This is a genomic window from Janthinobacterium sp. C22 (assembly GCF_057919405.1).
On record NZ_CP193659.1, the window covers coordinates 5087623 to 5111171 of the forward strand.

Below are 23549 nucleotides of genomic sequence, written 5' to 3' on the forward strand. Positions count from 1 at the left end.
CGCTAGCGGCTGGCCGGCTCCCGGCACAGCCTGAGCATATCCCAGCCCAGTTCGCGGCGGATCTGCTCGGGGTCGGGCGGGGGCCGGCGCTGTTCCAGCTCCGCTTTCAGCCACTTCCTGACCAGCTCCTTGGCGGGCTGTACAGGCTTTTCCTTGTCATGCTTGTCCATGGTGCTACCTCTTCAATGGCGGTCAGACGACCTCCTATATACGTTCAACGTCACGGCACGGATTCAGTTGACCTGCGCGTGGCGCAGATGCAACAACGTGTAACGATGGCCGGAGTGCGTTAAAATCGCCGCCTTCGCGCAGGTACCGCCTACGCCCCGCAACAGTTCAAGGAAACCCATGAAAGCCGCCCGCAGCCTCACCTTCAAGTGCGTCAAATGTCACAAATCCATGCAGGTCTACCTGCAAAAAGTCTCCGCCTGCTCGCATATCCAGCCGTATCAGGGCATTTGCGCATGCGGCGAACTCAAGCGCCACGCCACGGGCCAGGCCGATGCCGTCAAGTCTTACCTGGAGTCGGCAGACGGTAGCTGGTCGCACCACCACTAATGGTTAAAGAATGGGAAGATATTGCCGTTAATTCGCATATCCTCCCCATTTGAACCGACCATGTCCCAGCTTCCCGCCCTTGCCAGCCGTCAACCCGCCTCGACTACGCTGGATGGACAGCGGCCGTCCCGCTCGGGCGGCAGCGCCACCGGCCTGGCCGCTTCGCCCCTGATGCAGCGCACGGCGCAAGATGTGGTAGCCCTGTCGAAGAATGGCCTGGACCTGTCGGCCAAGGGGCTGTCGCAACGGACCGATGCGCTGGGCAACGCCACCGTCGACGTGGCGCAGGATTTCCTGAACAACATGACGCGCCAGCTGTTCGGCGACGGCGCCACCGTCGCCTTCGATGCCGTCGATTTGCAGGCCGGTGCCAGCTTCAGCAGTGCTGGCGTCAGCGTCTCGGGCGCAGGCGCCAGCAGCCGCGCGGCCGCCTTCAGCCTCGATGAAAACGCCCATTTCATCGGCAAGGGCAAGATCACCACGGCCGACGGCCAGACCTTCGACTTCGAAGTGGAAGTGCAATATCAATCGAACATCAGCGCGGGCGTGCTTGAGCAAACGCAAGGTGAAACGCGGGAAGCCACATCATCCGATGACGGCGCCCTGCCCGCCAAGGAGTTGCCCGCCACGCACTTCGGCGGCAATCTGCACGACCTGTTCAAGCTGCTGGGCCAGCAATTGCAAAGCAATCTCTATCAGGGCACGTCCGATGGCGCCAGCGCCAGCGGCAAGGATGGCGACCTGGCAGGCAGCCTGAGCTTGCGTTTGCTCAAGCTGGTGCAGCCGGACCATGCCACCGAGACCGCCAAAGACGACAGGAAAGCCGTGGAAACGACGCCGGAAGACCAGGCGCGCGCCCGCGCGCTGGCACTCGCCTATGGCACGGACACAGCTGACGGCACGGCCAGCGACGTATAATGGAAGACGGCCTGCGCAGGCGACCATGCCGCGCGCCCACTTCTATCGATTGAAATCCATGTCCGACACTTCTTCCCCTACCGTTCATCCGCAGATCCACTGGAGCGAAAACGGCGCCGAGCATTCGGCCCGCTGGCGCTCGGAAAGCGGCATGCCGCCGCCCAAGCGCGTCGTCATCGCCGACGACCGCACGACGGCCGACCAGGCTTACCGCCTGGCCTGCGAAGGCACGGCCATGCTGTGGCGCGGCGACTTCCAGAACGCGCGCCAGTTGCTGCAGGCGCTGGCGCGGCGCGCCGACCACAAGAACGACAAGCCGAGCAAGAAGGCCAAGGCCGCCAAGCTGGCGAAACCCGAACCATCGGCCACGGAAGCGTTCCATCTGCACCGCCAGGCGCAGTCGCAGCGCGCCCGCACCCTGGCCATGCTGCTGCTGCCGTTCGATGCCGATTACACGATCCCGCTGCGCCGCGCGCCGGACGTGAAACTGGCTTGCAATGAAGCGTATGGCCGTGGCGAGGAAGCGTTCGTCGCTTCGCTGCGCGAACTGCTGGGCCTGATCGGCGCGCACGAATGGCGCCGCACGGGCGTGGAACTGCCGGCCCTGGGCCAGCGCATCCACCCGCACTACGGCGTGTTCGCCCCGATCCGTGGCGAATACGTGGGCCTGGTGGCGGAAGCGCCGCTGCCCGCGCGCGCCAGTCTGGCCTTCGACATCGGCACCGGCACGGGCGTGCTGGCCGCCGTGCTGGCGCAGCGCGGCGTCGCCCGCATCGTCGCCACCGACCAGGACCCGCGCGCCCTGTCCTGTGCGCGCGAAAACCTGGCCCGCCTCGACTTGACCGACAAGGTCGAGGTGGTGCAGGCCGACCTGTTCCCCGCCGGCCGCGCCCCGCTCGTCGTGTGTAATCCGCCATGGCTGCCGGCCCGCCCAAGCTCGCCGATCGAATACGCCGTCTACGATCCGGACAGCCGCATGCTGCGCGGCTTCCTTTCCGGCCTGGCCGACCACCTGGAAGCCAATGGCGAAGGCTGGCTGATCCTGTCGGACCTGGCCGAGCACCTGGGCCTGCGCCCGCGCGCGCAATTGCTCGAATGGATAGCGCAGGCTGGCTTGAAGGTCGTCGACCGCCTGGACGTGAAACCCACGCACCCGCGCGCGCAGGACGCCACGGACAGCCTGCACGCGGCCCGCTCGCAGGAAATCACCTCGCTGTGGCGCCTGGCGGCGGCGTAATCCAGTCAGCCATTGCGCATTGCAGCAAACCCCGCTATAATTCGCCTGCGGGGTGGAGCAGTCTGGCAGCTCGTCGGGCTCATAACCCGAAGGTCACAGGTTCAAATCCTGTCCCCGCAACCAGATACCGGAAAGCCGCTGATTCTTGCAAGAGAATCAGCGGCTTTTTCCATTGCGGCGCAGTATCTCAAGGGCCATCCTGCAAGCCAAATATCCTTCATTTCCATCCGCTCTTTCGCAATGCAGCAAACTCGGTTATAATTCGCCTGCGGGGTGGAGCAGTCTGGCAGCTCGTCGGGCTCATAACCCGAAGGTCACAGGTTCAAATCCTGTCCCCGCAACCAATACATAAAAAACCGCTGATGCCTGCAAGGGAGTCAGCGGTTTTTTTCATTCCGGGCCGGGCCCATGCTGTTACGCGGTGACGCTGGCCCTGATCTGCCTGGCTGCCGCATGCAGGCTGGCCGCCACCCGTTCCAGCTTGTCGGCGCCCGCCGTTTCGGCCAGGGCGGCAAAGGCGCTGATATGAAACGTGGCCACCATGGCGGGCGACACTTCCAGCTCCAGCGCCGTCTTGCTCAATTCCGTCGACGCCTCGAGATAGGGCTCGCTGCCCGCCTCGAACGCCTGCTTGGTTTCCAGCAATTCCTGGCCGCCTTCCGCCTTGGCCAGGCAGGCATCGACTTTTTGCTGGAAGGCCGGCAAGGTATCGCGCACGGGGCCCGCATCCGGCGCCGGTTCCGGCTCCGCTGGCGCGGGAGCGGGAGCGGCTGGCGCCGGCTTGTCCGCCGCCGGCATGTCGCGCAAGGTCAGCCAGCGTTCGACGGCGAGGAAGTCGGCAAACGGCTCCTCTACCTTCGGGTTCATCAGCCAGACCTCGCCCGTGCGCCAGTCGATCCTGGCGCCGCGCTCGTTTCTCGCCAACAAAATATCCTTGCCGCCATCGGCATTCGACACGCGGCCGATGTCGAGCCAGTTCATCAATTCCGCCTGGCGCGACATCGCGTTGACCCGATGAAAAAAGGCCAACCATAAAAATCTGGCGACCAAAAGAACCAGGGCACCGCCAACCATCCACATCATTTTTCGCTCCGCGCCACATCGACAGCCCGCATTTTCTCACATGAAAGCTTGCGTCAAGGAAACTTTTACATCTGCCGTGCGCGGGCGCAAATCCCTTGCCGCAGGCGGCCAGGGGCGCAGTCGCATTTCAGCAACGCCGCGTTTTCCCGATTGCCTGGCGTGCGCCGCTGCGCTATCATGAGAACAATTCTCATTTAGATTAAGATACCCTATCCCATCCTGTGCGCATGCCGTCCGCCCCTTCCCCGCCGTCCGATTTCCAGGCCCTGTACGCCGAGCACCATTCGTGGCTGCTGCACTGGCTGAAGCGCCGCCTACACGATGCGGGGCTGGCGGGCGACCTGGCGCAGGATACCTTCCTGAAGATCTTCGTCGCGCGCAGCAGTGCCGGGATTGCGCAGCCGCGGCCTTTCCTGGCCACCATCGCCAAGCGCCTGCTGGCCAACCACTGCCGGCGCGAAGAACTCGAACGGGCCTACCTCGACGCCCTGCTGCACCAGCCGCAAGCCTGTGCGCCATCGCCGGAAGCGATGTCCATGCTGCTCGAATCGCTGCAACTGGTCGACCGCGCGCTGGACCAGCTGTCCGCCAAGGCCAGGGCCGCCTTCCTGCTGGCCCACCTGGACGGCATGACCTACGCCGAGATCGCCGCCGAACTGGGCACCACCACGCATTCCGTCAAAAAATACCTGAGCAAGGCCAACCTGCTGTGCTTTTTTGCCGTGCCCGATTTTGCCGCGCCCTGACATGCGCGCCGCCACCGTCTACGCCCAGGGCCAGCCCATCGACCTGGCCGTCGCCATGCAGGCGGCCGAATGGCTGACCACCCTGATGAGCGGCGAAACGACGCCGGCGGAAAAAACGGCCTGGCAGCAGTGGCGCCAGGCGCACCCCGATCATGAACGGGCATGGAAACACATCGAAAGCGTCAGCGGCGGCTTGCGCGCACTCGATGGGCCAGCCAGCCGCCAGGCGCTGCTGCAAAGTCCCCTCTCGCGTTCCGTCTCGCGGCGCGGCAGCCTGCGGCTGCTGGCGTGGATCTCCGCCATCGGCATCACCGGCTGGTTCGGCGCGCGCTCGGAATATGCGCCCGACATGGCCCGCGCCGCGCTGGCCGACCTGTCCACCGGCGTGGGCGAACGCCGCGAGCTGACCCTGGCGGACGGCAGCCGCCTGCATCTGAACAGCGGCAGCGCCGTCAACATCCGCTACACGGACACGCAGCGGATGCTGCAACTGGTGCGGGGCGAAGCCTTCATCGCCACCGCCCGCGAAACGGGCCGGCCTTACCGCCCCTTCCTCGTCGAAACCGCGCACGGCCACGCGCAGGCGCTGGGCACGCGCTACTCGGTGCGCCAGGACGAGGGCAGCACCCAGGTCGCCGTCGAGGAAGGCGCCGTGCGGCTGATGCCGCGCCATGGCCATGCCAGCCTCGTGATCCAGGCGGGCCAGGGCGGCGGCATGACGGCGCGCAGCACCGTGCCCGCGCACGTCGTCTCGCCCGACATCTGGGCCTGGCGCCAGGGCTTGCTGCTGGCCGACGCCATGCCGCTGCGCGACTTCCTGCATGAATTGAGCCGCTACCGTCACGGCTGGCTGGGCTGCGAAGACGCGGTGGCCGGCCTGCGCATTTCCGGCGTCTTCCCGCTGGCCGACCTGGACGCCGTGCTGCTGTCGCTGCCCGATTCCCTGCCGGTGGACGTGCGCCTGCGCACGCGCTACTGGGTGCAGGTGGAGGCGCGCCAGCAGCGCTGAACATGTATTTTCACGCCAGCGCAAAAAAAGGTACCCGTTTTCGATTCTCGCGTGACCTGTGTAGGCAACGTTCTTTTTGACGACTACACCACAAGGTAACCATGTCCCAAGTTATGTCTTCCCGGTCCCGGCCACGCATCAAGCGCATGGCGCATGCCATCCAATGCATCTTCATCGGTTCGGCCCTGCTGCTGAATATCCCCGCGCCAGCCCTGGCGCAGGAAGTCGCGGCAGCGCCAGCGGCCAGCCTCGACTTCCAGGTGCCGGCTGGCGACTTGGCGGCGGCGCTGCGCCAGGTCGCCAGCCAGTCCAGGGTCATCCTCAGCTTCACGCCGGACCAGACGCGCGGCAAGACGTCCACGGGGCTCACGGGACGCCACGACGTGCTGGCCGCCCTGAACGGCGTGCTGCGCGGCACGGGCCTGAAGGCCGAGCGCAGCGCCAATGGTAGCTACGTGCTGCGCGCGGCCGACGCCGCAGCGGGTGGCGAAGCGCTGTCGATGATGCCGGAAGTATCGGTCAAGGCGCAGCAGGACGCCACCGAAGGCTCGGGCGCATATGTCTCCGCCCTGCCGATCGCCACGGCCACGCCGCTGGGCCTGTCGATCAGGGAAACGCCGCAGTCGGTCAGCGTCATCACGCAGCAGCGCATGCAGGACCAGGGCTTGAGCACCATCGCGCAAGTGATGGCGCAAACGCCGGGCGTCACCCTGTTTTCGCTGGGCAGCGAGCGCACGGGCTTTACTTCGCGCGGCTATTCGATCACCAATTACCAGCTCGACGGCGTCAGCACGCATTCGGAAAACCTCGGCCTCAATGCGATACCGTCGCAAAGCCTGGCCGACATGGCGCTGTACGACCGCATCGAAGTGCTGCGCGGCGCCTCGGGCCTGATGACGGGCGCGGGCGACGCTTCGGGCGCCATCAACATGGTGCGCAAGAAGCCGACGGCGCAGTTCCAGGCCGCCGTCGAGGGCGAGCTGGGCTCCTACGATGAACGGCGCGCCATGGCCGACATCTCGGGTCCGCTGAACGAGGCGCGCACGGTGCGCGGCCGCCTGGTGACCGTGTACGAGGAAGGCGACAGCATCATCGACGGCTACAGCCGCGACAAGAAAGTGGTCTACGGTGTGCTCGAGGCGGACTTGTCAAACGACACGAAACTGACGGCCGGCGTGACGCACCAGCGCAAGCGCTCGGACGGTTCCCTCTCCTACCTGGGCTTCCCCCTGTTCTACAGCAATGGCACCATGACGGACCTGCCCCGCTCTTTCAGCCCGGCCGCCAGGTCGAATCGCTTCGGCACCAATTCGACCGACCTTTTCGTCACCCTGGAACACGCGCTGACAAACGACTGGAAGCTGAAAATCTCGGCCAACCGCGTGCAGTCGTCGCAGGAGGAGCGCGCCGTCTACATGAACGTGAGCGGAAGCTTCCCCGACCAGGCCACGGGCGATGGCCTGGGCCTGAGCGCCGACTACCGCGATTACCAGCTCCAGGTCAACAGCGTGGACGTCAACGTGCGCGGGCCGTTCAGCGCCTTCGGCCGCCAGCACGAGCTGGTGCTGGGCATGGACTACAGCGAATTCCAGAGCAAGACGGACGGCCGCTTCGACTGGAGCATCCAGGGCAGCGACGTCAACCTGTACCGCTGGAATCGCCTGGCAACGCCCGCGTTTGGCGCTACCTACGTCACCTACGACAGCACGCGCCGCCAGGCCAGCGCGTATGCCGCCACGCGCCTCAACCTGTCCGAGCGCCTGAAACTGATCGCCGGCGCCAAGGTGCTGCGCTACAGCGAGAACTACATCTCGGACGCGCCTACCGTGCCGTTTTACAGCGCGTCGCCAGCCGCGGAAAGCCGTGTCTTCACACCGTATGGCGGCCTGGTGTTCGACATCGACGGCACGCACAGCGCCTACGCCAGTTATTCCACCATCTACCAGCCGCAAGCCCAGCAAGACCGCTACGGCAAGCTGCTGGCGCCGCGCGAGGGCAAGACCTTTGAAGCGGGCGTCAAGAGCGGCTGGCTCGATGGCCGCCTGAACACGGCCGCCGCGCTGTACCAGATCCGCCAGAGCAACCTGGCCGAATCGGACCCCGGCTACACCGTCCCTGGCACGAACAATCCCGCCAACCGCGCCATCAAGGGCGCCAGGACCCAGGGCGTGGATCTGGAAGCGACGGGCGCGCTGACGCCGGACTGGAACATCTCGGCTGCGTGGTCCTACAGCCAGACGGAAAACAATACCGGCAAGGCGATCCTGACGACCTTCCCGCGCCACCTGATGAAACTGTGGACCACTTACCGGTTGCCCGGCGAGCTGCATCGCCTGACGGTGGGCGGCGGCGTGAACTGGCAAAGCCGCGTGTATTCCGACATCGACGCGTGGCAGATCAACAGTACCCTGCACTGGGAACAGAAGGCGTACTCGGTGGCCAGCCTGATGGCGCGCTACGACGTCAACGACAAGCTCTCTGCCACCGTGAACGTGGCCAACCTGTTCGACAAGCAGTACACGGCTTCCGTGTCGGACTGGTGGTACTCGGGCATGCATGGTCCGGCGCGCAAGGTGGCCTTGAGCGTGCGCTACCAGTTCTAGCGCCAGGACCAGGACAAAGCCGAATATTTCACAGGGCCGCAGGGCCGGTGATACAATTTTCCCGCTTCACGGGCGTTGCCGGCCATTGCCGCCAACGCCCGTGCCCATAGAGACACCCAAGGAGAATGTGTGAAGGACCTCGCCCCCGCCCTGCCAGCCGATCCGGCCGACCAACCCGCCAATCCCTCGCGCCGGCGCATTTTCCAGGCCGCTTCCGCAGTCGGCCTGGCCGCCAGCCTGCCGGCGCTGGCCGACGCCGCGCCAGCCAGGAAGACCATCGCCAAGGGTTCGCTCGACGCGAAACTCAAGGCGCACGTCAAGAACGTGGTCGTGATCTACCTGGAAAACCGCAGCTTCAACAACCTGTTCGCCAACTTCCCCGGCACCAGCGCCCCCTGTCCGCCGTCACGGCGGAACAGGCGCAGCAGCTGGACCGCGACGGCAAGCCGCTGGCTACCCTGCCGAAGATCTGGGGCGGCCTGGTGCCGAACCAGCAAAATATCGGCGGCATCGATTACCTGATCAAGGAAGACCAGATTTCCGGCCTGCCCAACGCGCCCTACAAACTGAGCGACGCGGCCGGCAAGCCCCTGCCCGAGAGCATCATCACGCGCGACCTCGTGCACCGCTTCTATAACAACCAGATGCAGATCAACGGCGGCAAGAACGACGGCTTTGCCGCGTGGGCCGACAGCGGCGGCCTGGTGATGGGCCACTACGGCGAAACGTCGAAAAACCTGAACCTGTGGCAGATCGCCGAGCAGTACACCCTGTGCGACAACTTCTTCATGGCGGCCTTCGGCGGCTCCTACATGAACCACCAGTTCCTCGTCACAGGCCGCGCCAACGAATACTTCAACGCGGCCGAGACGGCGGCGAAGAAAAAGATCGCCGTGCTGTCGGACGGCCCGCAAGGCGTGCGCCTGGCCATCTCGCCCGACTGTCCCGCCTCCGCGCTGGACGGCAAGCCGAAATACGTGAACGACGGCGCCCTCACGCCGGACGGCTATGCCGTCAACACCATGGCGCCGCCGTATCAACCGAGCTACATCCGCCCCGCCTTCGACGGCGACCCGCTGCACGCCGACCCGGCCGACGCGAATACGCTGCCGCCGCAAACCTACGACACCATCGGCGACCTGCTGTCGCGCAAGGGCGTCAGCTGGGCATGGTATGGCGGCGGCTGGCAAGCGGCGCTCGACCACAAAGGCGGCGGCAGCAAGCCGAACTTCCAGTTCCACCACCAGCCGCTGAACTACTTCAAGCAGTTCGCGCCCGGCACGGCGGCGCGCGCCGAACACCTGCGCGACGGCGGCACGGGCGACAGCCCGATCTCGAACAAATTCCTCGCCGCCGCCGTGGCGGGCAAGCTGCCGGCCGTGACCTTCTACAAGCCGCAGGGCAATCTGAACCTGCACGCGGGCTATTCGGACATCGAGTCGGGCGACCAGCACGTGGCCAACGTCATCCAGCATCTGAAGGAATCGCCGCAGTGGAAGGACATGATCGTGGTGATCACGTTCGACGAGAACGGCGGCTGGTGGGACCACGTGGCGCCGCCGAAGGGCGACCGCTGGGGCCCGGGCACGCGCATTCCCGCCATCGTCGTCTCGCCGTACGCAAAGAAAGGCGCCGTCGACCACAGTTTCTACGACACGACGTCGATCCTGCGCCTGATCACGCGCCTGCACGACCTGCCGCTGCTCGAAGGCCTGAAAGTGCGCAACGACGCCTTCGCGTCACGCGGCGCGCTGCCGCCGGGCGACCTGACGGGCGCCCTGAGCTTCCGCTAAGCCTCCCACAATGCGGCACGCCTGTGATACACTGCGTGCCGCACTTAAATCCGCAGGTGTGCTTTTCCTGCCGATGATATTCACAATGAGCCCGACTCCTGTAGCCGGGCTTTTGTTTTGTGGATGAAGTGAAAGCGTATGGACATAGGCGGACGGCATGCTGCCCGCCCCTGGCCTTCGCAGGCCAGGGACAGAGGTTATCAAATGAGAGATAAAAAAGACAACGCCACCATCGACTTGCCCGGTTTCGGTCCGCCGCCAGCGCTCGAGGCGCCAGAGCCGGCGCCAGAACCGCAGCGCCGCGCGCGCGCGCAAGGTGGCCTTGAAGCAGGTGCAGCTCGAATTGCTGGAGCCGACCGATGCCACGGGCTTGCCCGTATGGACGCGCGACGCCGGCCTCGATCTCACCGGCTTGCCCATCTGGGCGCCCGACAATTAGTAGCAGACTGAGTAACAACGCCGGCGGCCGTTTGCCGCCGGTGGCCACACCACCATCCGCACAAGGGCGTAAACGCCTGTAGACTGTGCCCATCCACCCGCTTTTTACCGGCTCCGCCCCTATGAACACCACCACTGACACCACCAATTCTTTTGCCAGCCTGCCGCTGACGCCCGCCTTTTTGGCCAACCTGGATTCGCTCGGCTACCACGAGATGACCACCATCCAGGCGCAAAGCCTGCCGGCCGTGCTCGATGGCCGCGACCTGATCGCGCAAGCGAAAACGGGCAGCGGCAAGACGGCCGCCTTCGGCATCGGTATCCTGCACAAGCTCAATCCGGCCTGGTTTGCCGTGCAAGGCCTGGTGCTGTGCCCCACGCGCGAACTGGCCGACCAGGTGGCCAATGAGCTGCGCCGCCTGGCGCGCGCGGCCGGCAACATCAAGATCCTGACCCTGACGGGCGGCGCGCCGATGCGCCCGCAGATCGCCTCGCTGGAACACGGCGCCCACATCGTCGTCGGCACGCCGGGCCGTTTGCGCGACCACCTGGGCCGCGGCACCATCAACCTGAACCACGTGCAGACGCTGGTGCTCGATGAAGCGGACCGCATGACGGACATGGGCTTTTACGAGGAAATCGCCGGCATCGTCAGCGCCTGCCCGGCACGCCGCCAGACCCTGCTGTTCTCGGCCACGTATCCGGAAGACATCCGCCGCGCCACGGCGTCGTTCCTCGTCAATCCGCTGGAAGTGACGGTCGAGGCGCAGCACGACAACGACAAGATCGAGCAGCGCTTCTATGAGATCGGCTTCGACGAGCGCAACAGCGCCGTCGGCAAGCTGTTAAAACACTTCAAGCCGGAATCGACCTTGGCCTTCTGCAACACCAAGGTGCATTGCCGCGAACTGGCCGAGGAACTGCGCCAGCAAGGCTTTTCCGCGCTGGCCCTGTACGGCGAGCTGGAACAGCGCGAGCGCGATGAAATCCTCGTGCTGTTCGCCAACCGCAGCTGCTCCGTGCTGGTGGCCACCGACGTCGCCGCGCGCGGCCTCGATATTTCCGACCTGGGCGCCGTGATCAACGTCGACGTCTCGAAAGACACGGAAGTGCATATCCACCGCATCGGCCGCACGGGCCGCGGCAGCAAGAAGGGCCTGGCCCTGTCGCTGTGCGCGCCGAACGAGAAAAAATGGGTCAAGCTGATCGAGCAGTACCAGAACAGCGCCGCCGAATGGCACGACCTGAAGGAGCTGGCGGAAGACGATGGGATGGAGGCGCTGCCGGCGCCGATGGTCACCCTGTGCATCATGGGCGGCAAGAAGGACAAGCTGCGTCCGGGCGATTTGCTGGGCGCGCTGACGGGCGATGCGGGCCTGACGAAGGAACAGGTGGGCAAGATCAACGTGTTCGAGTTCATGACCTACGTGGCGCTCGACCGCAAGGTGGCCGAGGCGGCGTTCAAGCGCCTGAACGCGGGCAATACCCTGGGCCGCGACTTCGGCAACATCAAGGGCCGCAGCTTCAAGATGCGCTTTATCGAGGCCTAAGGCCTTGCAAGGTACGCAGGGCCGCCATGGTCCTGCGTCCAGGATAGTTTTCCCACACGGGATACTCCCGGCGGTAATAGCAGCTCCAGTAGCTGATGCTGCGCCGCTCCAGCGTGTCCACATACGCTGGGTTCTCCCGCAGGTAGCGCGCCAGCGCTTCCGTATTCCAGGCCGGCAGCGCCGCGCCAATTGCCTCGATAATCTCCAGCACGTATTCGCCGCACAGGTGCACGACGAAGGGCACCGTCCACGTCCGCTCCTGCAGCAGCAACTGCCTTGCACACGCTTCGCGCAGATGGCCGTCATGGTGGCGCGTGCCCAGGCACAGGGCGAGCACGCCCGCGTCGCCGGGCAGCCGCGTACAAGCCAGCAGCCGCTCGCGGTCGTAGTAGGTGCGCGTCGGGATCAGCAAGGCCTCGCCATCCTGGCGCACGGCAAATGGCGGGTGTGCCCGGCTGCTGCCCAGCACGGACAGCAGCTCCACCACAGTGCCGGCCAAGGCCGCCGGAAAGGCGTCCGCTTCAGCCATCGCGCCCCTCCCGGCACACCTTGCGCACGCCCAGCGCAGGTTTATCCACCTTTTCAAAGATCACGTTCGAATACCATGCGGCGGGGTCGCCGTCCGTGGGCTTGCCCAGCGAAATATAGTAGCCGCCATGGGTGAACAGGGCCGTCGTTTCCTTGCCCTGCGTGGCACCCTGCAGGAAGGCCGGCCAGGCCGCCTTGTCGACTTGATCAAAACGCGCGGCCAGCAGCGCCAGCAGGCGCGCATGCGTCGCCGGCGCATACGGGAACAGATACAGGTATTCGACCAGTTCCCCGCCATCGGCCAGGCGCGTGACGGCGGCCGTCGCGGCATCGACCGTCCCCTCGTCGCCGCCAAAGCGGCACAAGGTGCCGCCGCTGTAGGCGAAGTCGATGATGGTCGCCGGCGCGCACGCCTGCCGTTCGCGGTCGACACCGACGGGCGGCAGCGCGCGCACTTGCGCCAGCAGCGCTTCGCCGGACGTGGCCAGCACGGGAAAGCCCGGACACTCGCTGGCCGCCTGCACGGACGAAAAGGCAAGACAGCAACTCAACAACAGCACACCACGCTTCACGGCATCTCCTGCGTTTATCATGCGGCCATTATGCATGGCCGCCGCAGATACGGCCACACGCTCACAGGGTGTCACAAAGCGCGCGCCTGCTGGCCCTGCGGCGTATCGTCGATGTCGTAGCCGGCCGCGCGCGCCAGTTCGCGCAAGCGGTCCGCCTCGGCCCACTGGCGCTGCGCGCGCACATTGGCCCGTTCCGCCAGCCACGCCAGCACCGGCTGCGGCACTTCCACCTGCGCCGGCCGCCAGGCCAGCAGATCGAGCCCCAGCGCCGCATCGAAGCGGGCCATGGTAGCCTTTTTGACGGCCTCCGGCAGCGCGCTTTTCAGCAGCTCCCAGGTCACGGCCAGCGCGCGCGGATAATTCAGGTCATCGTTGATGCAGGCCCTAAAACGCGCCAGCCATGCGGGATCGGCCTCGCCGCCTGCATCCCCCAGGCCATGCACGGCCACGCGCAGGCGCGCCAGGCCGCTGCTGGCGGCGCGCAGGGCTTCATCCGTAAAATTGAGGCTGCTGCGGTAGTGGGCGCCCAGGCACAGGTAGCGGTAAGCCAGCGGATCGACGCCCTGCTCCGCCAGGCTTTGCAGGCGCAGGAAGTCGCCCGAGGATTTCGACATCTTCGCATCCTGGGTCTTGAGGAAGGCGCCGTGCAGCCAGAAGTTGGCCAGGCGCGTGCCGTGGCGCGCTTCCGTCTGCGCGATCTCGTTGCTGTGGTGGACGGCCACATGGTCTTCGCCGCCGCAATGGATGTCGAAATACGTCCCCAGGTGCTTTTCCGCCATGGCCGAGCATTCGATGTGCCAGCCGGGGAAGCCCAGGCCCCACGGACTGTCCCATTCCATCTGCCGCTGTCCCGGCACGCCGCTGAACTTCCACAGCGCGAAGTCGCAGATATCGCGCTTCTCGCCCAGGTCCACGCGTTTTCCCGCCTGCAGGCCGTCGCGCTTCAGGCGCGCCAGCTTGCCGTAGCCGTCCTGGCGCGTCGTGTCGAAATAGATGCCGTCGTCCGTGCGGTAGGTATAGCCTTTCGCTTCCAGGTCGAGGATGAAGGCGATCTGTTCCGCGATGTGGTCGGTGGCGCGGCACCAGACGGTGGGCGGCAGGATATTGAGCTGGCGCAGATCATCTTCAAACGCGCGCGTGAATGCGGCGGCGATGTCCCAGGCCGACTCGCCGCTGCGCCGGCTGCGCGCCTCGATCTTGTCATCGCCGCTGTCCGCGTCCGACGTCAAATGGCCCACGTCCGTGATGTTCATCACGTGGCGCACCTGCAAGCCGTTGAATGCGAGCGCGCGGCGCAAGCCGTCGACGAACAGGTAGGTACGCAGGTTGCCGATGTGCGCATAATCGTAGACGGTGGGGCCGCAGGCGTACAGGCCCGCGTGGCCGGCGGCAAGGGGTTCGAACGGGCGCAGGCTGCGCGCGTAGGTATCGTACAGATGAAGTGTCATGCGGGACTTTCATTAACGCTGCGGAAAAAGAAAATGGCCACAGGTTTTTCAACGCTGTGGCCATCGGAATGAGGAGTAAAAAGTTTAACGGCACCGGGCCGCATCCTCACGAAGCCAGGTACACGTACACAGCGCAGCGGCGGCGCCGGATGCAGAAACTGGAGGGAGGATGAAAGTGATCATGGGACGAATATCGCATGTACGCGGGCGGGCCGTCAAGCCCTCCCGCGTCACCCGCTTATTTTTTCGCCTGCTCGATATGCGGCAGCAGCACCGTCAGGATGCCCAGCAGCGGCAGGTAGGAGCAGATTTTATACACATAGGCGATGCCGGAGATATCAGCCAGGTGGCCCATGGCGGCGGCCGCGATGCCGGAGACGCCGAACATCAGGCCGAAGAAGATGCCCGCGATCATGCCCACCTTGCCCGGCACCAGCTCCTGCGCAAAGACGACGATGGCGGAAAAAGCGGAAGAAATCACGAAGCCGATGATCACCGTCAAGACGGCCGTCCAGAACAGGTCGACATATGGCAGCAGCAGGGTAAACGGCGCGGCGCCCAGGATGGAAATCCAGATCACGCGCTTGCGGCCGATGCGGTCGCCGATGGGGCCGCCCATAAAGGTGCCGGCCGCCACGGCGGCGAGGAACAGGAACAGGTAGAGCTGGGCATCGCCGAGCGACAGGTGGAATTTGTCGATCAGGTAAAACGTGTAGTAGCTCGACAGGCTGGCCATGTAGATGTATTTGGAAAACACCAGCAGCGCCAGCACGCCCAGCGCGCCCATCACCTTGTTGCGCGACAGGTTCGGGCCATGGCCGCCCGCCTTCGGCTTGAAGCTGGCCAGGTGGCCGCTGTACCACCGGCTGACCTTGTACAGCACGCCGATGGCCAGCACGGCCAGCAGGCTGAACCAGGCGACATTGCCATGGCCCCGGTTCACGATGACGGCGGCCGCCAGCAGCGGCCCCAGGGCGGAACCCACGTTGCCGCCCACCTGGAACAGAGACTGGGCAAAGCCGTAGCGCCCGCCCGAGGCCATGCGCGCCACGCGCGACGCTTCCGGGTGGAAGGTCGAGGAGCCGACGCCGATCAGACCGGCGGCGAGCAGCAAGGTCGGGAAGGTGGTGACGACGGACAGCATCAGCACGCCGGCCAGGGTAAAGCACATGCCGACCGGCAGCAGGAAGGGCAGCGGACGGCGGTCCGTGTACAAGCCGATCCAGGGCTGCAGCAACGATGCCGTGCACTGGAACGTCAGGGTTATGAGGCCGACCTGGGTAAAACTGAGTGAAAACTCGGCTTTCAGCATCGGATAAATCGACGGCAATAATGCCTGGATCAAGTCATTGAGCAAGTGCACGAAGGCGACGGCGCCCAGGATGTGCATGGCCAGACCGGATTGTTGTTGGGAACTATGAAGCGAGGGAGCCGCCGGCACGGACTTGGCCAATGCCGGGGCAGTTGTGGTTGTGTGCATGTATCATCCGCAATAATCGGGCACGGCGGGCGGCCCGGCAAAGAAGCCAGTATAGTATGGTCACTGAACTGATAACTTCCAATAATCGTCGCTCAAGTGACAACTAAGTGACAATCAGGCGACAAGCCAACGACCGACATGTACACCCACCCACCCGTCCAGACCCACCCCGATGGCGTGCCGTTCAGCCGCAGCACGAGCTCGCACGATTACCAGCACGTGCCGCGCCCCGTGACGGCCATGTCCAGGCAATATGCGGCGGGCGACTATACGGCGCCGCACAGCCACGTGCGGGCGCAGCTGCTGTATGCGACGCAAGGCGTGATGCGCGTTTCCACCGAACATGGCGTGTGGATATTGCCGCCCCGGCGCGCCCTGCTGATTCCCGTGGGCGTCGTGCACGAAGTCCATATCTTGAGCGAATTGAGCATGCGCACCGTGTACATCGATGCGCAGGTGGCGGCCCCGTATGGCGCCGATTGCAAGGTGCTGGAAGTGAGCCGGCTGCTGCGCGAGCTGATCCTGGCCTTGCTGGCCGAACCGATCGAATATGCGCTGGCGGGGCGCGGCGACTGGCTGGCCCATTTGATCCTGTCGGAACTGGCGGCGGCCGACACCGTGCCCCTCGCCATCCCCTGGCCCCGCGACCGCCGCCTGGTGGCCGTCTGCTCGGCCATCATGGACGCGCCCGGCAGCCGGCGCAGCATCGAGGAATGGGCCCAGGATGCGGGCGCCAGCGCGCGCACCCTGATCCGCTTATTCCCAAAGGAAACGGGCTTGCACTACCGCCAATGGCTGCAGCAAGTCCACCTGGCCGAAGCATTCTGCCGCCTGGACCGGGGCGAAGGCGTGGCGGCCATCGCCTATGCGCTGGGCTATGCCAGCCCCAGCGCCTTCAGCGCCATGTTCCGCCGCATCCTGGGCCGTACGCCGCAGCATTACCTGAGCGAGTGGCGCGCCGCGTAGGTCGGCTTAGCGTGGCGCAGCCGCGCGTAAGCCGACAAGCTACACTGTTGGCATTGTCGGCTTACGCCCTGCGGGCCAAGCCGACCTACGACGATGCCTGCGCACCGGGCAATGCGCCAATGACGGGCGCCGCGTAGGTCGGCTTAGCGTGGCAACGCCGCGCGTAAGCCGACAAACTGCGTTGCCGGCAGTGTCGGCTTAGGCCCTGCGGGCCAAGCCGACCTACTCTTTTTCGCCGGCAATCAGGCGGTAGGCCAGCGCGCCCAGCAAGGCGCCGATGATCGGTGCCAGCCAGAACAGCCACAGCTGGCTGGTGGCCCAGTCGCCCACGTACAGGGCCACGCCCGTGCTGCGGGCCGGGTTGACCGAGGTATTCGTCACGGGGATGCTGATCAGATGGATCAGGGTCAGTGCCAGACCGATCGGCAGCGGGGCGAAGCCGGCCGGTGCGCGCCTGTCGGTGGCGCCCAGGATGACGATCAGGAAGAACATCGTCAGCACGATTTCAATGACCAGCGCCGACAGCATCGAATAGCCGCCCGGCGAATGGGCACCGAAGCCGTTCGAGGCAAAGCCCTTGCTGACATCGAAACCGGCCTGGCCGCTGGCGATCACGTACAGCACGCCGCCGGCCACGATGGCGCCCAGTACCTGCGCGATGATGTACGGCAACAGTTGACTGGCAGGAAAGCGGCCGCCCGCCCACAGGCCGATCGAGACGGCCGGATTCAGGTGGCAGCCCGAGATGTGGCCGATGGCGTAAGCCATGGTCAGCACCGTCAGGCCAAACGCCAGGGCTACGCCGGCAAAGCCGATACCGAGGCCGGGAAAGGCGGCGGCCAGCACGGCGCTGCCGCAACCACCCAGTACCAGCCAGAACGTGCCGAGGAACTCGGCGCCATATTGTTTCATGATGTATTCCTTTAAAGTGACGAGAAAACGTGCCAGGGACGACCAATCGGACCGCTCACCACCTTTGCCCCCGCCCGGAGGCGACGGCAAAGCACAGCACCAGCAATGCACTGCACGCTGCAGAGCGCGCATAATGACACGACGTCATTATCAATGCAACATTATTGCGTACAATAATGTTAATAGTTCTCTTGACACCAAAAGGTTGTTTTGATAATTTTATGCCGCAGGGCGGCGCATGTATTTTTGTGGCGCCTCCAATGGCGCAAAGCCAAAGCCCGCATACAGGCCATGCGCATCATCGGTCCCCAGCATCCAGGTGACCGCGCGCAAGCGCTCATCGCCGAGCACGGCGGCCACCAGTTGCTTGCCATAGCCGCGTCCCTGGTATGGCGGCAATACAAACACGTCGCGCAGGTAGGCAAAATCCGTGTAGTCGGTGATGACCCTGGCGAACGCCACTTGCTGGCCATCCGCATAGCCGCCGAAACACAGCGCGTTGGCAATCCCCTTGCGCACCGTTTCGATCGCCACGCCACGCTTCCAGTACGACTGCTCGCTCAGGTAGCGGTGGATCATGGGCACGTCCAGTTCGCCGCGCTCGCTGGAAATGTGTAATGGCGCGTGCATCAGTTCTTGTACAGCAAGTCGGCTTCGGCGATGCTGGGCTCGCCGAAATACACGGTGCGCAAGCCGCCCTTGGCATCGCTGCCCATGTACACGCCCGTCATGCTGCGCGCGACCGGGTCGTACAAAATGGAGTAGCGGTGGCCGCAATTGTGCGGTTCGCAGACGCTGCTCAGCAGGCGTGCCTTGCCGTCGATCTCGACCGGCTTGAGCGGACTGGCCACGCCATCGGGCACCCAGCGCTGGCGCTTCAGGCCAGCCTTTTTCAGCCCCACGTTGAACGCCTTGCGAAAGGCGTAGTCCGCCTTGTAGACGTCGGGGAAATACGGGCAGGTATGGCCGCCATCGCAGCTTTGCGCCTGCTCGATCAGCGACAGTTTGGGCGTACGCGCTTGCGCCGGCACGGCGGCCAGCGCCACGGCGGCGCCCAGGAACAGGGGAAACAGCAAACGTGCGGACATGCAATCTCCTAACAGCATTCAGTAATGGAGGCAGCATAGCAGAATGGCATGCCGGTGCGCGCGCCTCAGGGAGAACAGCGGATGCCGACGACCCCGTTGACCTTGCCTTCCGGCCAGCCCGTCTCGCGCCAGCGGTACACGCCCGGCGCGACGATGATCAATTGCCATTCCACCAGCTTGCCAGCGTCGTTGACGCGCGTTTCATTGTCATAGCGCAAAGTCAGGCTGCGCTCCGTTTCCGCCACGACCGTCGCGGCAAAGCGGTTGGTTTCGCCCAGCTTGCTTTTCCACGTGCGGTCGTTGAAGATCGCCAGCCGCTGATGATCGTCAGACAACTGCATGCGCGTAAAGTGCCGCGCTTCTTCGCACACACTGCTCGTGTTCACGCTGTCGGACCAGCTGCCGGACAGTTGCGCGGCATCAAAAGGAGTCGGGTTGGCGGCCGCGGCCGCAGTCAGCAGCAAGATTGCAAGCATAGATTATCAAAAGAAAACGAAAGAAAAAATCATGGTCAACGCAGCGCCAGGGCGATGCTCGATGGCAGTGCGGGCGTGTGCCGGTGCAAAGTCGCCTGCTCGTAGGCATACGCCATCGCAATGAGCGGCATGTCGCCGTGGGCAGGGCCGATGAAGGACAAGCCGACCGGTAAGCCCCCAACCATGCCGGCAGGCACCGTGATATGCGGCAAGTCGGACTGCGGCGATACGCCATGGCAGGTGGGGCCCACGAGCGCATCGAGCGTATGCGAACGCAGCAGCGCTTCGATGCCGCCAGGCCCGGGCGCGGGCGGCGTCTCGACCAGTTCCGCGCCCAGTGCGCGCAACACCAGCAGCGCCTGCCCGATCACGGCATCGGTCCCCGCACACAGGCCGAACAGGTGGCGCGCCACGCCGATGCGACGCCCGTGCAAGCCGGCAAGGTCGAGCGTCAAGCCATCGGCCAGGCGCTCGCCCGTCAGGGCGGCGAGCAGCCAGGCAGCCTCGCGCACGCTGGGCGCCATCGGTCCAGCCGTGGCTGGCTCGCCGCCCTGCCCGCCAGCGGTCCTGCCGGTGGGCTTGATGGCGACCAGGCAACAGTTTGAAGCAGGCGCGACGATGGAGCCGTCCGCCGCGCTGTCGACGGCCAGGATGGTGAGCCCGGCCCAGCTGGCACTGGCATGCGGCACGCTGACGGCGGCCCACTGGCGCAAATTGCTTTTGCCGATGATGACGGCGCCGGCCGCGCGCAAGCGCGCCGCCACAAAGGAATCGCAGCTGGCATGCGTGGCCAGGGGTGCTTGCGTGCGCGTCTTCATGCGGTCGCCCGTGGCGATATTGTCGCGCAAGACGATGGGGATGCCGTGCAAGGGGCCGCGCACCTTGTGCACTTGCCGTTCGCGGTCCATTTCCAGGGCAATTTTCAAGGCATCGGGATTGATTTCAATGCCGGGATAGGCGCGCGCGCCCGTGCTGCACAGGGAACGGATGCGCCTCAGGTACTGCGACGTCAGCGCATGCGAACTGAGTTTGCCTGCCTGCATCATCTGCTGTTGCGGCAAGACGCCCGCATCGAGCAGATGGGCCATGGGGCTGGCGGGCGCCGTGGCACGGGCCAATACGGGGCGCGCCACGCCCCGGGACGCGCCACTGCGTAACATCTGACTGCGCTGCATGCTATCTCCAGGAAACTTCAATGTTTCTACCGCAATAATGTGCTAGCCATAGCATAGCAGTCCTAGCAACACAATTGTTGTTGAAAGGAATTATTTTTCAAGCAAAAAAACGCCGCCCGAAGGCAGCGTTTCTTGATGGTCAAGCACTGGGGCGTATCAGTTGCGTACGACACGCTTGTATTCGTTGGTACGGGTGTCGATTTCGATCACGTCGTCCTGTGCCACGAACAGCGGCACTTGTACGGTGTGGCGGTGTGCGTCGATGGCGTTTTCGATCTTGGCTTCTTTCAGGACGTTGCCCGACGTGTTGCCCTTGACCGCAGGCTCCGAGTACACCACTTGACGGGCGATGGTCGTAGGCAGTTCAACGGAGATAGCCTTGCCGTCGTAGAAAATGGCTTCGCATTCCATGCCATCTTTCAGGTAGTTCAGCGCTTCGCCCAGGTTTTCTTCTTCGATTTCGTACTGGTTGTACTCGGTGTCCATGAAGACGAACAGCGGGTCGGCGAAGTACGAATACGTCACTGGCTTTTTATCCAGAACAACAACGTCGAACTTGTCGTCGCCGCGGAACACGTTTTCCATCGGGGTGTTCGTCAGAAGATTTTTCATCTTCCATTTGTAGGTGAAGCCCGTGCGGCTCGAACCGTTGACATCAGAACGCAACACGATCATTGGCTTGCTGTCGACCATGATGATATTGCCAACACGAATTTCTTTTGCGGGTTTCATAGGAATGTACGTAAAAAGTGGGTTGCATGAAGACCATCTGCCGCCTGTGCGCCATCAGCGCCGCAAGCTTGCGTTTGATCGGTTAAAAATACGTTAGAAATAACCGGGCATTTTACCTTAATTTTTGGCAAGCGCCTATCTCGTCGCGCCGGCGAACGCCAGCAAGTTACTTGCCAGATCGCCATGCGCCTGCATCTGCCGCTGCCAGGCCTGCGCGCGCGCCCGGATGCGCGGCAGATCGGCCTGCAATGCGGGCCACAGCCGCGCCCACGGCAAGGCGTCCGCGCTGGCGCCATTCCAGGCCAGCGCCGCCTGCATCAGGCTGTCGATGGGGCCGTCCGCATCGACAGCATAGCACCGCAGGAAGGCGCGCAATTTCACGTGATGCAAGTTTTCATCCTGCAGATAGATATGCCAGAGAAACGGCTGGCCCGCCCATTGCGCACGCACGAAGGAATCCTCGCCGCGCACGAAATTGACGTCGCAAGCCCACAGCAGGCGGTCGTAATCGTCCTGCGGCACGAAAGGCAGCACGCGCACGGTGAGCGCGCCGCGCGTGCGCGCCGCACCGGCCACCGCCGCATCGTCGCCGATAAACGCCTGAACGGCATCGAACGCGACGCCTTCCGGCGCCAGGCATACCACAGCTTGCTCACCCGCCTGCCAAGCCGCGAACAGTTCGGCGACGGGCGCGGACGGATAGCAGAACAGCGATACTTTCACGGCGCGCATTTCCGCATCCGTCACGCCGAATTGCCCGAGGAATGCCGCCATGGCGCCCGCATCGGCCTGGAACGCCAGCCTTTTCTCATCCAGCGCCGCTTCGCGCAGCAGGCCGCCCGTTTTATCGGTAAAACCGGGAAAGAAGAAATGCTTGATCATGCCGTGGCGCGGCGACGTCAGCGCATGGCAACCCTCGACCCACTCTTCCGCCGTCAAGCCTTCCAGGTTCAGCCACACGGGCTGCGGCGTGCATTGCGCCATGGCGGCGATATAGCCGGGCGGAATATCGCAGGCAAAAAACTCGATGACGATATCGGCGACGTCGGCGGGCAAAAACACGCCATCCTGGCCGCGCCAGTGGCGGACCGTGACGCCGGATGCCTGCTGCGCCTCGGCCGCCACGTCAATGGCGGGGCAGATGCGCCGGAAACTGGATAAATCATCGACCCACAGGGTGACGGCGACGCCGTGCTCGCCGCTCAACTGCCGCGCCAAGCGCCAGCAAATGCCGATATCGCCGTAGTTGTCGACGACTTTGCAGAAGATGGCCAGGGATGGTGCGCGATCGGTAGGTAGTGGCATAGTCGACGGGAAGAGAAAAACGTGGGCATGGCGGCCAATAACAAAAAAGCCGCGCTGTTACCAGGCGGCTTTTTTGTTGGCTGATTCAGCCGGTCTGGCGTCCCCAAGGGGATTCGAACCCCTGTACTCACCGTGAAAGGGTGATGTCCTAGGCCTCTAGACGATGGGGACAGAAAATCTGTCCTGGATGCGCTGCTTTGCATCCCGACCTGTTACTTTACTTGCTGACTGCTTGCGAATCTGGCGTCCCCAAGGGGATTCGAACCCCTGTACTCACCGTGAAAGGGTGATGTCCTAGGCCTCTAGACGATGGGGACAGAAATCTGTCCTGAATGCATTATTTCGCATCCTGACCCGGTACTGCAGCAATATGGCAGGAACAAAAAAAGCCTGACTTGTCAGGCCCGTTCAGCACTGCACTCTTGCTTTACAACTAAATCCTGGCGTCCCCAAGGGGATTCGAACCCCTGTACTCACCGTGAAAGGGTGATGTCCTAGGCCTCTAGACGATGGGGACCTGTGCTGGCTTTACTCTCAGCGGACTCTTCGTTGAAGGCTTTGCTTAGCCCCTCAAAAAAGCGTGCGCGAAGTATAGCATGGGGCGATTCACGAAATCAACTGCCGGGAGTTTTATTTTCCATCTTATTTGCGGGGATCCTCCTATGTGGCGGAAGATCCTCGCAGGATATGGAAATACTGCGTCATTGCAATTTTAGCCGGCGCAAAAAAGCCGCATATGCGACCTGGCATGCACGTGGAGTTGATGCAGGCCGACGGCGCTGTCGGATTACGCTGCGCTAATCCGACCTACGCCACTTAGATATATTTCCCGAGCGAAGAAATTGCTAATGCAAATAAAAAAAGCCGCCCGAGGCGACTTTGATTTATTCACTGCCTGCTTCTGCGCTGTTGGTGGAGGTCAGCGGGAGTCA

General features: G+C 64.1%; 22 protein-coding genes, 5 tRNA genes and 1 pseudogene. 12 read left to right on the forward strand and 16 right to left on the reverse strand.

From position 1 onward, the window contains the following. Nucleotides 1-2 precede the first annotated feature (2 nt). On the reverse strand, nucleotides 3-170 hold the full coding sequence (locus ACRHIG_RS23770) for a hypothetical protein (RefSeq protein WP_162835746.1): 168 nt from the start codon (nucleotides 168-170) through the stop codon (nucleotides 3-5). Nucleotides 171-348: 178 nt separating this feature from the next. On the opposite strand from ACRHIG_RS23770, the gene ACRHIG_RS23775 reads away from it, so the two are divergent. The 5 genes from ACRHIG_RS23775 (at nucleotide 349) to ACRHIG_RS23795 (ending at nucleotide 3057) form a co-directional block, all read left to right on the forward strand. Beyond that, nucleotides 349-558, forward strand: a complete 210-nt coding sequence (locus ACRHIG_RS23775; protein ID WP_034755039.1) for a hypothetical protein — start codon at nucleotides 349-351, stop codon at nucleotides 556-558. Between the two features lie 60 nt (nucleotides 559-618). Further along, a complete protein-coding gene (locus ACRHIG_RS23780; protein ID WP_489628119.1) occupies nucleotides 619-1476 on the forward strand; it encodes a hypothetical protein in 858 nt (285 codons plus the stop codon). A gap of 58 nt (nucleotides 1477-1534) precedes the next feature. After that, nucleotides 1535-2713, forward strand: a complete 1179-nt coding sequence (locus ACRHIG_RS23785; protein WP_489628120.1) for a methyltransferase — start codon at nucleotides 1535-1537, stop codon at nucleotides 2711-2713. Nucleotides 2714-2759: 46 nt separating this feature from the next. After that, nucleotides 2760-2836, forward strand: a tRNA-Met gene (locus ACRHIG_RS23790). 144 nt (nucleotides 2837-2980) lie between these two features. After that, nucleotides 2981-3057: transfer RNA gene (locus ACRHIG_RS23795), tRNA-Met, on the forward strand. Nucleotides 3058-3127: 70 nt separating this feature from the next. Here the strand turns inward: ACRHIG_RS23795 and ACRHIG_RS23800 are convergent. Continuing rightward, nucleotides 3128-3715, reverse strand: coding sequence for a hypothetical protein (locus ACRHIG_RS23800; protein ID WP_489628121.1), 588 nt, complete (start codon nucleotides 3713-3715; stop codon nucleotides 3128-3130). 308 nt (nucleotides 3716-4023) lie between these two features. Between ACRHIG_RS23800 and ACRHIG_RS23805 the strand changes: the two genes are divergently transcribed. From ACRHIG_RS23805 to dbpA, 6 genes and pseudogenes are all read left to right on the forward strand, one after another. Further along, the gene (locus tag ACRHIG_RS23805) at nucleotides 4024-4542 is read left to right on the forward strand and encodes a sigma-70 family RNA polymerase sigma factor (RefSeq protein ID WP_475413536.1); all 519 of its coding nucleotides are present in this window, start codon (nucleotides 4024-4026) and stop codon (nucleotides 4540-4542) included. Nucleotide 4543: 1 nt separating this feature from the next. After that, nucleotides 4544-5551: a FecR family protein gene (locus ACRHIG_RS23810; RefSeq protein ID WP_489628122.1), complete on the forward strand. Its 1008-nt coding sequence runs from the start codon at nucleotides 4544-4546 to the stop codon at nucleotides 5549-5551. Between the two features lie 146 nt (nucleotides 5552-5697). After that, the gene (locus ACRHIG_RS23815; RefSeq protein ID WP_489628123.1) at nucleotides 5698-8154 is read left to right on the forward strand and encodes a TonB-dependent siderophore receptor; all 2457 of its coding nucleotides are present in this window, start codon (nucleotides 5698-5700) and stop codon (nucleotides 8152-8154) included. 129 nt (nucleotides 8155-8283) lie between these two features. Next, nucleotides 8284-9947: pseudogene (locus ACRHIG_RS23820) on the forward strand (acid phosphatase). A 316-nt stretch (nucleotides 9948-10263) separates the two neighbouring features. After that, a complete protein-coding gene (locus ACRHIG_RS23825; protein WP_489628124.1) occupies nucleotides 10264-10386 on the forward strand; it encodes a hypothetical protein in 123 nt (40 codons plus the stop codon). Nucleotides 10387-10507: 121 nt separating this feature from the next. After that, entirely contained in the window at nucleotides 10508-11935 is a 1428-nt protein-coding gene (dbpA, locus tag ACRHIG_RS23830) for an ATP-dependent RNA helicase DbpA (protein WP_475413540.1), read from the forward strand. On the opposite strand, the gene ACRHIG_RS23835 is transcribed toward dbpA, so the two are convergent. The 4 genes from ACRHIG_RS23835 to ACRHIG_RS23850 all read right to left on the reverse strand — a co-directional run bounded on the left by ACRHIG_RS23835 (nucleotide 11922) and on the right by ACRHIG_RS23850 (nucleotide 15873). After that, entirely contained in the window at nucleotides 11922-12464 is a 543-nt protein-coding gene (locus tag ACRHIG_RS23835) for a hypothetical protein (protein WP_489628125.1), read from the reverse strand. The genes dbpA and ACRHIG_RS23835 overlap by 14 nt on opposite strands. After that, nucleotides 12457-13035, reverse strand: a complete 579-nt coding sequence (locus ACRHIG_RS23840) for a hypothetical protein (protein ID WP_489628126.1) — start codon at nucleotides 13033-13035, stop codon at nucleotides 12457-12459. Before ACRHIG_RS23840 ends, ACRHIG_RS23835 begins: the two co-directional genes overlap by 8 nt. Before the next feature lie 71 nt (nucleotides 13036-13106). Then, on the reverse strand, nucleotides 13107-14483 hold the full coding sequence (gene cysS / locus ACRHIG_RS23845) for a cysteine--tRNA ligase (protein WP_489628127.1): 1377 nt from the start codon (nucleotides 14481-14483) through the stop codon (nucleotides 13107-13109). Between the two features lie 238 nt (nucleotides 14484-14721). Further along, complete coding sequence (locus ACRHIG_RS23850) at nucleotides 14722-15873, reverse strand: MFS transporter (protein ID WP_489628128.1); 1152 nt, start codon at nucleotides 15871-15873, stop codon at nucleotides 14722-14724. 228 nt (nucleotides 15874-16101) lie between these two features. On the opposite strand from ACRHIG_RS23850, the gene ACRHIG_RS23855 reads away from it, so the two are divergent. After that, entirely contained in the window at nucleotides 16102-16929 is an 828-nt protein-coding gene (locus ACRHIG_RS23855) for an AraC family transcriptional regulator (protein ID WP_475413544.1), read from the forward strand. A 222-nt stretch (nucleotides 16930-17151) separates the two neighbouring features. On the opposite strand, the gene aqpZ is transcribed toward ACRHIG_RS23855, so the two are convergent. The 10 genes from aqpZ to ACRHIG_RS23905 all read right to left on the reverse strand — a co-directional run bounded on the left by aqpZ (nucleotide 17152) and on the right by ACRHIG_RS23905 (nucleotide 23134). After that, a complete protein-coding gene (gene aqpZ, locus ACRHIG_RS23860) occupies nucleotides 17152-17841 on the reverse strand; it encodes an aquaporin Z (RefSeq protein WP_475413545.1) in 690 nt (229 codons plus the stop codon). Nucleotides 17842-18060: 219 nt separating this feature from the next. Then, the gene (locus tag ACRHIG_RS23865) at nucleotides 18061-18471 is read right to left on the reverse strand and encodes a GNAT family N-acetyltransferase (RefSeq protein ID WP_489628129.1); all 411 of its coding nucleotides are present in this window, start codon (nucleotides 18469-18471) and stop codon (nucleotides 18061-18063) included. Continuing rightward, on the reverse strand, nucleotides 18471-18929 hold the full coding sequence (locus ACRHIG_RS23870) for a hypothetical protein (protein WP_489628130.1): 459 nt from the start codon (nucleotides 18927-18929) through the stop codon (nucleotides 18471-18473). The genes ACRHIG_RS23865 and ACRHIG_RS23870 overlap by 1 nt, the downstream gene beginning before the upstream one ends. A gap of 65 nt (nucleotides 18930-18994) precedes the next feature. Further along, nucleotides 18995-19405 carry a hypothetical protein gene (locus tag ACRHIG_RS23875; protein WP_475413548.1) on the reverse strand — a complete coding sequence of 137 codons (411 nt, stop codon included), beginning with the start codon at nucleotides 19403-19405 and terminating at the stop codon, nucleotides 18995-18997. 35 nt (nucleotides 19406-19440) lie between these two features. Further along, nucleotides 19441-20580 (reverse strand): amidase family protein, encoded by a 1140-nt coding sequence (locus ACRHIG_RS23880; protein ID WP_489628131.1) that lies wholly within the window; start codon nucleotides 20578-20580, stop codon nucleotides 19441-19443. A gap of 156 nt (nucleotides 20581-20736) precedes the next feature. Continuing rightward, nucleotides 20737-21312, reverse strand: coding sequence for an elongation factor P (locus ACRHIG_RS23885; RefSeq protein ID WP_034758247.1), 576 nt, complete (start codon nucleotides 21310-21312; stop codon nucleotides 20737-20739). 135 nt (nucleotides 21313-21447) lie between these two features. After that, a complete protein-coding gene (gene earP / locus ACRHIG_RS23890) occupies nucleotides 21448-22617 on the reverse strand; it encodes an elongation factor P maturation arginine rhamnosyltransferase EarP (RefSeq protein ID WP_489628132.1) in 1170 nt (389 codons plus the stop codon). Between the two features lie 95 nt (nucleotides 22618-22712). Further along, nucleotides 22713-22788: transfer RNA gene (locus tag ACRHIG_RS23895), tRNA-Glu, on the reverse strand. 70 nt (nucleotides 22789-22858) lie between these two features. Further along, nucleotides 22859-22934, reverse strand: a tRNA-Glu gene (locus ACRHIG_RS23900). 124 nt (nucleotides 22935-23058) lie between these two features. After that, nucleotides 23059-23134: transfer RNA gene (locus tag ACRHIG_RS23905), tRNA-Glu, on the reverse strand. Nucleotides 23135-23549: the final 415 nt, after the last annotated feature.